The following is a 12,023-nucleotide window of genomic DNA, read 5'->3' as shown; positions in this document are numbered from 1 at the left end:
CTTTAACCTGATATCACGCCTAAAGCAGTTGCTTACAACTTCGCAGGACGCTCAACACGACTTTCTCAAACCACAGGTTTTTCACCATACCAGCGCGGTGTGTAGACCCAATCGCCACCGGTTGCCCGTGGAAACGTGCAAGTTGTCGAAGAACCAACCAACACCATGGTGCGCATATCCACTTGCTCCGGGGTCAACGCGCCCAGGGTCGTGGTACGCAGAGTCTGACCCGGACGACCGATGTCGCGCCCTAACACCACTGGCGTTTCAGGTGCGCGATGCTGCGCAACGATTTCCAGCGCCCGGCCCAGCTGCCACGGACGCGCACGGGAGATCGGGTTGTAGAACGCCAAGGCCAGATCTGCTTCGGCGGCCAGATCCAGACGCTTTTCGATGATCGACCAGGGTTTGAGGTTGTCCGACAGCGACATCACGCAGAAGTCATGGCCCAGTGGCGCACCGGCCTGCGCGGCGGTGGCCAGCGAAGCGGAAACGCCCGGAAGGATTTCCAGATCGACGCTATGCCACGCCGGATCGGCCGACTCGTGCAAGGCTTCAAGCACTGCCGCCGCCATGGCGAATACACCCGGATCGCCCGAGGACACAACGATCACCGAGCGCCCCTCGGCGGCCAGTCTGAAGGCGTGACGGGCGCGTTGCATTTCTTCGCGGTTGTCGGTGCAGTGCTGCACTTGATCGTCGCGAAACGGCCCGGCCATGCGTACGTAGGTTTCGTAACCGAGCACATCGGTGGCGCGGGACAGTTCGGCCTTCACCGCTGGCACCATCAGTTCGGCAGCGCCGGGGCCAAGGCCGATTACGGCGAGACGTCCGCGTGGCCGGCCGATGTTCGAAACATCCAAAGGCTGCTCGGCGACCGCGATTGCCATGCTGTGGCCAGTCAGGACAGTTGCCGCAGGCACTGCGACACGCGCCAGGGTTTCGAGGTTGCTTTGTGCCGCGACAAAGCGCAGCGGCACACCCAACTCGAGCGCCGCTTCACGCAAAAATGGCGAAGCCATTTGCGTCGCGCTGGCCAGCAGACAGCCCAGCGACTGCACGGCGATCTTCGCCTGCTGCAACGCGCTGCGAACGGCACCCGCCAGGTCCGCTGTTTCGGCACTCACCGCCACCGCCACACTGCGTGGATAGATCAGTAACTCATTGGCACTCGCCTCACGCGCGGCACTGCCGACATGAATCGAGCGCTGCGCCTGCGGATCTTCCGGCAACTGCGCCTGATCCAGCCACGGCGCCGCGCCTTCGATGCGCACGCTGTGACCGGCCAACAGGTCGGAGACAAAACGCTTGCCAAGTTCCAGATCGCCCAGGGCGTAACCGCTCGGAGGGTTGAGCAGGCACGTGCCAAAACGCAACTCGCCGCTGGTGGTGATCGCTGCTGCAACCTGCAACGAGGCTGCAATCTCTCGCGCCATGACATTCACCCCGCCGAGGCCACCCAACAGCGGCACCACGGCGCTGCCGTCTTCGGCCACGGCGAGCACCGCAGGCTCGGCGCCCTTCTCCAGCAACAGCGGCGCCAGCGTGCGGATGACGATGCCGGCCGCGCACAGGGCAATGATCGGTGTGTCCTGCTGATACAGCGCGCGCAGGGTCACGCCGAATTCCTGATAGGTGCAATCGGCGCCTTCGACGCGCCCGGCGAGGCCGTGGATCTGCGCCGCCGGATAGACCTGCTGAATGCGCCGTGCGGTGGCCAGGCTACCCTGACCGAGAATGACGATGGCTGGCGTAGATTGAGTCATCAGCCTTGCCACCGTTCGCCCGGCACAATGATCAGCGAGAAGTACGGCGACGACATCGGCTCGACCTGATCCATCGGCACGATCTTCTGATTGGCCATGGTCGCACGCTCGACATACAGCGCGCGTTCGGCCAGACCCAGTTCTTCGAGGACCTGACGCACTTTGGGGAAATTGCGCCCCAGCTTCATGATCACCGCCGCGTCGGCATCGGCCAGACGCCGCTTCAACTCTTCATGGGGCAACACGCCCGAGAGCACCGACAGGCTCTGATTGCGATACACCAGCGGCGCGCCGAGCACCGAAGCGCCACCCAGCATCGAGCACACGCCCGGCACCACTTGGGCTTCATAACGAGTGGCGAGGCGATCGTGCAGGTACATGTAGGAACCGTAGAAGAACGGATCACCTTCACAGATCACCGCGACATCGCGACCGGCATCCAGATGCGCCGCGACCGTCTCGGCAGCTTCATCGTAGAAGTCGCTGATGACTTGCTCATAGGAAAGCGGCGCCGGCAGTGCTTCGGTGGTCACCGGGTAGACCAGCGGCAGCAGGTTTTGCGCTTGCTGCAAATGGGCTTCGATGATGCCGAACGCGTTGCCCTTTTTGCCCTTGGCGACGAAGTACGCCACCACCGGCGACTCGCGCAGCAAACGCAGGGCCTTGACGGTAATCAGCTCCGGATCCCCCGGGCCGACGCCCAGGCCAATCAAACGTCCTTGAGCCTGCATCATTCGATCTCCGTGGCGAGAGCGTTAACGGCAGCGGCGGCCATGGCGCTGCCACCGAGGCGGCCCTGCATGATCACAAACGGTACGCCACGGCTGTCGGCGGCCAGCGCGGCTTTCGATTCCGCAGCACCGACGAAGCCGACCGGGAAGCCCAAAATCAGCGCCGGTTTCGGTGCGCCGGCGTCGAGCATTTCCAAGAGATAAAACAGTGCGGTCGGCGCGTTGCCGATTACCACGACGCTGCCTTCCAGATGCGGACGCCACAGCTCCAGCGCGGCAGCGGAACGGGTGTTGCACAGTTCACGGGCAAGCGCAGGCACACTCTCGTCACGCAAGGTGCAGATCACTTCGTTGTTGGCCGGCAGGCGCGCACGGGTCACACCTTCGGAGACCATGCGCGCATCACACAGGATCGGTGCACCGGCGGCCAGCGCATCGCGCCCGGCCTTGCCCGCGCCTTCGGAGAATTGCAGACCGTCAATGGCCTCGACCATGCCGCAGGCGTGGATCACCCGCACCGCGAGTTTTTCCAGATCGGCCGGGATGCGCGCCAGATTGGCCTCGCGGCGAATGATCGCGAAGGAGTTGCGATAAATCTCCTGACCGTCGCGGATGTAATCAAGCATCAAGGGGGCTCCGAGAGCGGGTGGCGAGCAGGGTCGCGACCGCTTCAATAGTAAGGTTGCGTGCGTGCAACGCGCCGAAACCCGGCAACGTCGCATCGCGAAAATAGAGGTCGTAATGACCGGGATTGACGGCCAGCAACGTCACCGGGGCACAGTGGGCGGCGGCGCACGAGCGCGTGCAGCCACTGAGGTGGATGTTGAGGGCAGAAGGCAGCAACGTCGCCAGATGGCGGGCGTCCTGCTTGGTGTCGGCCAGGCCTTTGCCGCAGCCATTGGAACCGGTGCAGGCGATCAGGCGTGCAAGGGGTTCGGCAGCGCGGGTCAGCAGGTTCAGTTGCTCAAGACCCTCGATCACTTGAGCCGCATCGCTTGCTTTGACATCCGGCAACAGCAGGCTTTGCCAAGGTGTGAAACGCAAGCTGCCATTGCCGAACTGGCGGGCTAGTTGCGCAGCCCCGCGCAGCATCGCCGGATCGAGACGGCCCAGCGCCGGCACTGCACCGATGTACACCCGCCCCGAGGTATTTTGCGGATGAGCGCCGATGTGCAGATCGTTCGCAACAGCCGCGCGCTGCCAATGGCTGATCAGCTTGATCGGCAAGCGCGTGCTCAGTTGCCCGATAAACGCCGAGAGCGGCAACTCGTCGAGCAAATGGCGCATGCGCGTTTGCTCGGGGCGCGCCAACTCAAGAAACAATTCCAGTACCGCCACCACAAGTGCATGGCCGTGCCCCGGCAACACCGCGCCCAGTGCACGATCCGTTGGGCATCCGGCCAGACCGAACGCCAGCAAGGTTTCACCGTCACGCTCGAACGCCGACAACCACAGGTCGTGGGGATGTTCGAGCATCGCCAAGGTTTCCCCGCCATCCAGTAGCACAGCGAACTTGGCGCTCAACTCGTGGAAACGTGGATGGCTTTGCAGCGTGTCGAGTATCTGTTCGGCGAGAGGCCGAGTATCGAAGTGCATCTGCCGGTCGATCCCGGCAGCGGGGCTGAGCATCAGATTGCGCACATCGTCACCGGCCGCCGTGCGCGGGCCGAGGCCGGCGGCGAGCAAACGCTCGATCAGCGCTGCAGATTGCTGGCCGATCCCACGGATTTGCAGATTGGCGCGGTTGGTCGCCTCGATAGCCCCGCCGAACTGTTCGGCAGCATCGGCCACCGCGTCGGCCTGATCGGCGCTGATCGAACCGCCATTGAGCTTGATCCGGCAGATGCCGCCGTCCAGTGCCTGGACGATACGCAGCAACCCCGGGCAGGCCGAGGGGCGTAAAGCGGTGGACATCGGGCGTTCGTTCAAGGGGCTGACCGGCTGCGTGGGAAAGGCGCTTCACGGGCGAAGGCGCGGTATTATGCCTGCTTTGTCCGCTGGCATGAAAAGTCTGCCCGTCGGAACGGCGTGTTTAGAGGAATATAGATGTCACCCTGGCTGACGGTAGTGGGAATCGGTGAAGACGGCTTCAAGGGCCTGGGCAAAAATGCCCGGCGTGCCCTGCTGAGCGCCTCGCGGATCGTCGGTGGCCAGCGTCAACTGGACCTGCTGCCGGTGTGTATTCGTGGCGAACGGCAATTGTGGCCCAGCCCGTTTTCCCTCGCACCGGTGCTTGAGCAGCGTGGCGATGCGGTCTGCGTGCTGGCCAGCGGTGACCCGATGTTCTACGGCGTCGGTGCCAGCCTCGCCCGCCAGGTGCCGAGCGAGGAGATGCTGATTGTGCCCGCGCCGTCGTCCTGTTCACTGGCCGCTGCCCGCCTCGGCTGGCCGTTGCAGGATGTGGTGACGCTGTCGCTAGTGGCCCGGCCACTGGCGGCACTCAATGCACAACTGTTCAGCGGTGTGCGGCTGTTGTTGCTGAGCAACGACGGTCAGAGCCCGACGGCTGTTGCGCAATTGCTCCGCGAGCGCGGCTTTGGCTCGAGTCGTTTTACCGTTCTCGAGCATCTGGGCGGTGACACCGAGCGGCGCATCGACAGCAGCGCCAACGCCTGGAGTGACACGCCGATAGCCGACCTCAATGTCATCGCCGTCGAATGTCTGGCCAATGCCAATACCCCGCGCCTGTCACGCCTTGCTGGATTGCCAGACTCAGCGTTCCAGCATGACGGCCAACTGACCAAGCGCGACGTGCGCGCCATCACCCTCGCGCGTCTCGCCCCGACACCCGGCGAACTGCTCTGGGATGTCGGCGCCGGCAGCGGTTCGATCGGCATCGAGTGGATGCGCGCGCACCCGAGTTGCCGCGCCTTGGCCATCGAGGCCGATGATGGCCGTCAGCAATTGATCGAGCACAACCGCGATGCACTGGGCGTACCCGGCCTGCAGCTGATTCGCGGCAAGGCTCCGCAGGCATTGGCCGGACTGGAGCGCCCGGACGCGATTTTCATTGGCGGCGGCGTGACCCGTGAAGGAGTCTTCGAAACTTGCTGGGAATACCTCAAACCCGGTGGCCGACTGGTCGCCAACGCGGTGACCCTGCAAAGCGAAGTCACCCTGATGAGCTGGCGCGAACGTTACGGAGGCGAGCTGACGCGCATCCATGTCGCCCAGGCGCAACCGCTCGGCGAGTTCGACACTTGGCGTCAGGCGTTGCCGATCACCCTTCTCGATCTGGTCAAACCCCTCGATGCGTGACGAAACCGCCGAACAACCCGCGCCGCTGCGTAGCGGCCTGACCACTGGCAGCTGCGCCACCGCCACCAGCCTTGCCGCCGCGCGCCTGTTGCTCGGCGGGGTTTCAGCCGATGCGGTGCAGATCGTGTTGCCCAAAGGCAAGCAGGTGCAGATGCGCCTGGAATTCTGTCGCTTGACCGATGACGGCGCCGAGGCCGGGACGATCAAGGATGCCGGCGACGATCCGGACGTGACCCACGGTGCGCTGCTTTATTCGCGGGTTCGGCTTTTGAGTGAACCGGGGATTCGTTTCAATGCCGGCGCCGGCGTGGGCACCGTAACGCGGCCGGGACTGGTGCTGGGTGTCGGCGAGCCGGCAATCAACCCGGTGCCACGCAAGATGATCAGTGATCACCTGACACTGCTTGCCACCGAAACCGGTTATGCCGGCGGCTTCGACGTCACGGTCAACGTCGAGGGCGGCGAAGCGCTGGCGCTGAAAACCATGAATCCACGGCTGGGCATTCTTGGCGGTTTGTCGATCCTCGGCACCAGCGGCATCGTCCGGCCATTTTCCTGCGCGGCTTACATCGCCTCGATCCATCAAGGCATCGATGTGGCGAAAACCAATGGTTATCTGCACATCGCCGCGTGCACCGGCAATGCCAGCGAAGACACCATGCGCCGGGTCTACAACCTGCCGGAAATCGCCCTGATCGAAATGGGCGACTTCGTCGGCGCGGTGCTCAAGCATCTGCGCAAAGTGCCTGTGGATAAACTCAGCCTGTGCGGCGGCTTCGGCAAGATCAGCAAACTGGCCGCCGGGCACATGGACCTGCACTCGCGGCATTCGAGCATCGACCTGCCGCAACTGGCTGACTGGGCCGCGGCGATTGGCGCCGACGAGGCATTGCAGCAAGGCATTCGTGAGGCCAATACCAGTCAGCAGGCGCTGGCCATGGCCAGTGCGGCGGGGGTTGGCCTCGGTGATGAGGTCTGCCGCCATGCCTTGAATTTCGCTCGCAGCGTGGTGCCCGCGCAGGTGCAGGTCGAGGTGTTTGCAATTGATCGTCAGGGCGGGATTGTCGGGCATGCCGGAGGTTTTGCATGAAGCGGATTTTGCTGCTCGGCGGCGTCACTGAGGCACTGGCGATTGCCCGCACGCTTGGGCCAGAACATATCTACAGCCTCGCCGGTGTTGGTCGGGTGCCGACGGATCTGACCTGTCAGGTCCGCGTCGGTGGTTACGGTGGCGCTGAGGGTCTGGCGCAATTCATTCGTGACGCAGGCATCGAGCTGTTGCTCGACGCCACGCATCCCTATGCCGCACAGATCAGCCAGAACGCCGCGACCGCCGCGCGACTGACCGACATCCCCTGCTGGGCTTTGCGCCGCCCGGCATGGCAGCCGCAGCCCGGTGATGATTGGCGTGAAGTCAGCGACTGGGCCGAGCTGATCGCTGCCCTCAAGCCTTTCCGCCGTCCACTGTTCACCCTCGGCCGTGAACCGCTGCAACACCTCGATGAGATCCCTGCGGAACAGTTCTGGACCCTGCGCGCGCTCGACGTCTACCCCGGCAACGAACGCTGCGAAGTGATCGGCGCACGCGGGCCGTTTCTGCTGGAGGATGAGCGAGCGCTGTTCGAGCGGCGGCAGATTGATGTGTTGATCAGCAAGAACAGCGGCAGCACCGCCACCGAGCCGAAGCTGGAAGTGGCGCGCGAGCGTGGGGTGCCGGTGCTGGTGTTGAAGCGGCCGGGGTTGCCAGAGGTTGATCGCGAGCTTCTGTCGCTTCCAGAAACACTTGCTGCGTTGGCGGAGTTCACCTCATAAGGCAAGATCCACAGCTTGCATGATAAGTAACCTATTTGTTACCTTCAGGGCTAGTCGTGATCACACTCGAAGAATATCTACAAGAAGACGAATCAAGCCCATTTGGTCGGTGGATCTCCACTTTGAGCGTGCAGGCGGCACTGAAGGTCTCAAATGCCATGGTCAGGTTGGAATTGGGCAATACTTCCAATATCAAATGTTCGATGGCTTGGGTGAATACAAAATCAATTGGGGACCAGGTTACCGGATCTACCTGATACAAGAAGGAAAACGTCTGATCATTTTGTTTGGTGGCGGCGACAAATCGACTCAAAAGAAAGACATCAAACAGGCGAAAGCCTTGATAGCCGAATTCCGAATTCGGAAAAAAGCTGAACAGAACCGGAGGTAATTGATGGTTCTCACTCGAAGCTACAAACATTCAATCGCAGAACGCGCCCAACGTGACCCTGAGTTTGCTCAAGCATTACTGGATGAGGCCGCAACTCTGTTCCTGAATGGCGAGCCAGAAATGGCCAGAATAATTCTGCGCGACCTCGTCAATGCGACTGTCGGCTTCGAAGAGCTCGCGAGGGAGACCGAAAAGCCGAGTAAAAGCTTGCATCGAATGCTTTCAGCCAAAGGCAATCCGAGCATGGACAACCTGGCCAAAATATTTTCGGTAATCCGCGCTACGCTTGGTGTAGATATGCAAGTTCATGCCGTACCCGTGAATTGAGTGAGTAATTGAAGAGTTCGCTGCGACACCAAACCGCACGACGCTTTTTTACTTATCGGCCCTGATCAGGCTAAATAGCCGCGCCTGATCGCCCACCCAATGGATCTGTCCCATGAACCGACACCGGCTGGCAATTGCCTGGATCGCCTGCTTTGCAGTGCTGTTCAACATGCTCGCCATGCCGATGACCGGGGCGATGGCGCAGGCGGCCAGTTCACCGGCCGAGCAATTGCTCTGGAGCAGTTTCTGCACCGGTAGCGGGACGAAGATGGTGGCGATCAACATCGGCGCCACCGATCAGAAGGCCCCGAACAACGACACTCATTCGAACATGCAGCATTGCTGGTGCTGCTCGGGTTCTGCGCCGTTGGTGGCGCTGCCGGGGCATTCGCCGCAGCTGTATTTCGCCCGCTATGAAAGCAATCGCAGCGTGGCGCCCGCCTTGCTGCAAACGCCCACGCCGCGCCAGCAATGGCCGAGTCTCAATCCCCGCGCTTCCCCTCTGGTTTGATTTGTTCGCGCAATTGACCTGCGTTTCAAACCGTTCTGGAGAACTGCCATGTTGAACAAATTCATCGTCGTCGCTGCGCTGTTGTTGCCGGCGTGCTTTGCCCATGCTCACGAATACAAGGTGGGCGAGCTGGAAATCGCCCATCCGTGGTCGCAAGAGTTGCCGCCGAATGCGCCCACCGTTGCCGCCTACTTCGTCATTCACAACGGAGGCAAGACGGACGACCGCCTGGTCAGCGTCGACTCGCCGATTGCTCCAGAAGCGCAACTGCACGAACACGTCATGCAGGGCGACTTGATGAAAATGCAGCAAGTGCCGAGCGTGGCCATCCCGGCTGGCGGCAACGTGACGTTTGCGCCGATGGCCTATCACGTGATGCTGCTCAACCCGCCTGATCGCAGCCTGCTCAGCGACGGCAAACGCTTCCCGCTGACGATGCATTTCGAGAAGGCCGGTGACGTCACCGTCGAAGTCTCGGTGCAGAAGAAACCGCCGGAAACCACGCAGGCCCACGCGCACGCTCAGTAAGCCCTCCGGCAGACTCCGCCCATGCGCCCGCTGAGCGCCAGGCCGCCACTGCAACGCCGTCAGACTCGACACCTGACTCGCGGCAGCTGGATCGCCCTGTTCGCCATGTTGATGATCTTCATCGGCCCACTGATTTCTCAGTCGATGCCGATGGATCAACACGCCTCGACTTCGATGCCGATGAGCATGGACATGTCGATGGACATGCTGGGCATGGATCACTCTGGGCATGAGGCGAAATCGAATGCCGAACACTGCCCGCCGCAATCCTCGCACCACGTGCTGTGGGAAAAGTGCGGCTATTGCAGCCTGCTGTTCAATTGCCCGGCACTGACCGGAGCCGGCGATTTTGTCGCCTTCAACATCCCGCCGCTGAACACCTTCACCCCGCCCTCCCCGCGCCTGGGCCACGCCCGGCAACCCTTCTTCCCCGGCGCCCGCAGTCGCGCCCCGCCCATCGCAGCGTAAACACGCACCTTTGATTGCACACGGTTGAGAAGACAGCCTCAGGCTGCCGGCCGTGTCGTTTACGACTGTTTGATGGAAATTGTCATGTCCAGGTTTGCTGCTGTTTCACGCTCGGGCACTGCCCCGGCGTCCTTCGCTTTGAACGAGTCGCGGATTCGTTTCAGGCACGCTACCGCCGTCCTTTGCGGCGTACTGCTGTCCCCGCTGGCGCTGGCCGATGATCACGCCGCGCACAACGAAGAACTCAGCCCGACGGTAATTACCGCAATCGCCCCGAGCTCGCCGCTGACCATCGTCACCAATCCAAAAGACCCGCGCCAACCGGTGCCGGCCAGCGACGGCGGCGATTATCTGAAGACTATTCCCGGCTTCGCACTGGTGCGCAATGGCGGCACCAACGGCGATCCGGTGCTGCGCGGCATGTTCGGCTCACGCCTGAACATCCTCACCAACGGCAGCATGATGCTCGGTGCCTGCCCGGGTCGGATGGATGCGCCGACCTCGTACATCTCGCCGGAAACCTACGACAAACTTACGGTGATCAAAGGCCCGCAAACCGTGCTTTGGGGCCCGGGCGCGTCGGCGGGTACGGTGCTGTTTGACCGTGAACCGGAGAGCTTCGGCGAACTCGGCACACGGGTAAACGCAAGCATCCTTGTCGGCTCCCACGGACGCTTCGACAAGGTCGTCGACGCCGCTGCCGGCGGGCCGTTGGGTTACGTGCGAGTGATCGGCAACACCGCGCATTCCGACGATTACCGTGACGGCAACAACGACATCGTCGCCTCGCGCTACGACAAGTGGAACGGCGATATCGCCGTCGGCTGGACACCGGACGCCGACACCCTGATCGAACTGACCGCCGGCAAGGGTGATGGCGAAGCACGCTACGCGGGACGCGGCATGGATGGTTCGCAGTTCTTGCGTGAAAGCCTCGGCCTGCGTTTCGAAAAATCCAACATCACCGACGTGCTGGAGAAACTCGAAGCGCAGGTCTACTACAACTACGCCGACCACGTCATGGACAACTACACCCTGCGCACGCCGTCCGGCACCGGCATGATGTCGGGGCCGATGGCGTCCAACGTCGACCGCCGCACCCTCGGCGCACGGATCAAGGCGACCTGGCGCTGGGCTGATATTCAACTGATCACCGGCCTCGATGCGCAGACCAACGAACACCGTCAGCGCAGCGGCATGGGCATCGACACCTACAAGGATCAGCCGTACAGCAAGGACGCCGATTTCCATAACTACGGCGTGTTCAGCGAGATGACCTGGTACGCCGCCGACCGCGACCGGCTGATCAGCGGCGCCCGCGTCGACCGTGCCTCGGCCAAGGATTACCGACAGACCACTGGCTCGGGAATGATGACTCGCCCGAACCCGACCGCCGACGCCACCCGCGCAGACACCCTGCCGAGTGGTTTCATCCGCTACGAGCATGATCTTGCCGACAGCCCGACCACGCTCTATGCAGGTTTGGGCCACGCGCAACGCTTCCCGGATTACTGGGAGCTGTTTTCGCCCAAGTCCGGCCCAGCAGGATCGGTCAACGCGTTCGATTCGATCAAACCGGAAAAGACCACTCAGTTCGATTTTGGCGTGAACTACAAGAGCGCCGACCTCGAAGCCTGGGCCTCGGGTTATATCGGCGTGGTGCGCGATTACATCCTCTTTGATTACACGCCCGGGATGATGGGCATGAGCACCTCGCGCGCCGAAAACATCGACGCGCGAATCATGGGTGGTGAACTCGGTGCCGCCTACAGACTCACCGACCACTGGAAAGCCGATGCGACCCTGGCCTACGCCTGGGGCAAGAACAGCAGCGACGGTTCGGCCCTGCCGCAAATGCCGCCACTGGATGCACGCTTCGGTCTGACCTATACCGAAGACAGCTGGAGCGCTGGCGCACTGTGGAGGGTGGTTGCCGCGCAAAACCGTATCGACCAGAACAAGGGCAACGTGGTCGGCAAGGATTACGACAAGAGTTCCGGCTTCGGCGTGTTCTCGCTGAACGGTGCCTATCGGATCAACAAGAACTGGAAGGTCAGCAGCGGCGTCGACAACCTGTTCGGCAAGGCTTACGCCGAACACCTGAACCTGGCGGGCAACGCCGGGTTCGGCTACCCGGCCAATGACCCGCAAGCGATCAATGAACCGGGGCGCACGCTCTGGACCAAGGTCGACATGAGTTTCTAAAAAAAAAGTCAAAAGATCGCAGGCTG

General features: G+C 62.2%; 12 protein-coding genes and 1 pseudogene. 9 read left to right on the top strand and 4 right to left on the bottom strand.

Going from position 1 to position 12,023, the window contains the following annotated elements:
• Positions 1–65: 65 nt before the first annotated feature.
• Genes cobJ through cobG form a run of 4 tightly spaced genes read right to left on the bottom strand, consistent with a single transcriptional unit; the run spans position 66 to position 4,411 of the window.
• Positions 66–1,766, bottom strand: coding sequence for a precorrin-3B C(17)-methyltransferase (gene cobJ, locus PspR84_RS03325; RefSeq protein ID WP_160055452.1), 1,701 nt, complete (start codon positions 1,764–1,766; stop codon positions 66–68).
• Positions 1,766–2,497, bottom strand: a complete 732-nt coding sequence (locus PspR84_RS03320) for a precorrin-2 C(20)-methyltransferase (RefSeq protein WP_160060045.1) — start codon at positions 2,495–2,497, stop codon at positions 1,766–1,768. Before PspR84_RS03320 ends, cobJ begins: the two co-directional genes overlap by 1 nt.
• On the bottom strand, positions 2,497–3,123 hold the full coding sequence (locus tag PspR84_RS03315; RefSeq protein WP_160055450.1) for a precorrin-8X methylmutase: 627 nt from the start codon (positions 3,121–3,123) through the stop codon (positions 2,497–2,499). The genes PspR84_RS03320 and PspR84_RS03315 overlap by 1 nt, the downstream gene beginning before the upstream one ends.
• Positions 3,116–4,411, bottom strand: a complete 1,296-nt coding sequence (gene cobG, locus PspR84_RS03310) for a precorrin-3B synthase (protein ID WP_160055448.1) — start codon at positions 4,409–4,411, stop codon at positions 3,116–3,118. The genes PspR84_RS03315 and cobG overlap by 8 nt, the downstream gene beginning before the upstream one ends.
• Positions 4,412–4,543: 132 nt before the next feature.
• Between cobG and cbiE the strand changes: the two genes are divergently transcribed.
• The 9 genes and pseudogenes from cbiE to PspR84_RS03265 all read left to right on the top strand — a co-directional run bounded on the left by cbiE (position 4,544) and on the right by PspR84_RS03265 (position 11,997).
• Positions 4,544–5,755, top strand: a complete 1,212-nt coding sequence (cbiE, locus tag PspR84_RS03305; protein WP_160055446.1) for a precorrin-6y C5,15-methyltransferase (decarboxylating) subunit CbiE — start codon at positions 4,544–4,546, stop codon at positions 5,753–5,755.
• On the top strand, positions 5,748–6,845 hold the full coding sequence (locus tag PspR84_RS03300; protein WP_160055444.1) for a cobalt-precorrin-5B (C(1))-methyltransferase: 1,098 nt from the start codon (positions 5,748–5,750) through the stop codon (positions 6,843–6,845). The genes cbiE and PspR84_RS03300 overlap by 8 nt, the downstream gene beginning before the upstream one ends.
• Complete coding sequence (locus tag PspR84_RS03295) at positions 6,842–7,567, top strand: cobalt-precorrin-6A reductase (protein WP_160055442.1); 726 nt, start codon at positions 6,842–6,844, stop codon at positions 7,565–7,567. Before PspR84_RS03300 ends, PspR84_RS03295 begins: the two co-directional genes overlap by 4 nt.
• Before the next feature lie 56 nt (positions 7,568–7,623).
• Positions 7,624–7,958, top strand: a pseudogene (locus PspR84_RS03290) (type II toxin-antitoxin system RelE/ParE family toxin).
• Between the two features lie 3 nt (positions 7,959–7,961).
• Positions 7,962–8,285 carry a transcriptional regulator gene (locus PspR84_RS03285; RefSeq protein ID WP_025111781.1) on the top strand — a complete coding sequence of 108 codons (324 nt, stop codon included), beginning with the start codon at positions 7,962–7,964 and terminating at the stop codon, positions 8,283–8,285.
• Positions 8,286–8,397: 112 nt separating this feature from the next.
• Positions 8,398–8,796 carry a DUF2946 domain-containing protein gene (locus PspR84_RS03280; RefSeq protein ID WP_160055440.1) on the top strand — a complete coding sequence of 133 codons (399 nt, stop codon included), beginning with the start codon at positions 8,398–8,400 and terminating at the stop codon, positions 8,794–8,796.
• A gap of 48 nt (positions 8,797–8,844) precedes the next feature.
• The gene (locus tag PspR84_RS03275; protein ID WP_160055438.1) at positions 8,845–9,324 is read left to right on the top strand and encodes a copper chaperone PCu(A)C; all 480 of its coding nucleotides are present in this window, start codon (positions 8,845–8,847) and stop codon (positions 9,322–9,324) included.
• A gap of 21 nt (positions 9,325–9,345) precedes the next feature.
• Entirely contained in the window at positions 9,346–9,792 is a 447-nt protein-coding gene (locus PspR84_RS03270; protein WP_160055436.1) for a DUF2946 domain-containing protein, read from the top strand.
• An 84-nt stretch (positions 9,793–9,876) separates the two neighbouring features.
• Entirely contained in the window at positions 9,877–11,997 is a 2,121-nt protein-coding gene (locus PspR84_RS03265; protein ID WP_160055434.1) for a TonB-dependent copper receptor, read from the top strand.
• The last annotated feature ends 26 nt before the right edge of the window (positions 11,998–12,023 follow it).

The sequence above is a fragment of the Pseudomonas sp. R84 genome (assembly GCF_009834515.1).
Taxonomy (GTDB): domain Bacteria; phylum Pseudomonadota; class Gammaproteobacteria; order Pseudomonadales; family Pseudomonadaceae; genus Aquipseudomonas.
This window is presented reverse-complemented; position numbering and strand designations above follow the sequence as displayed.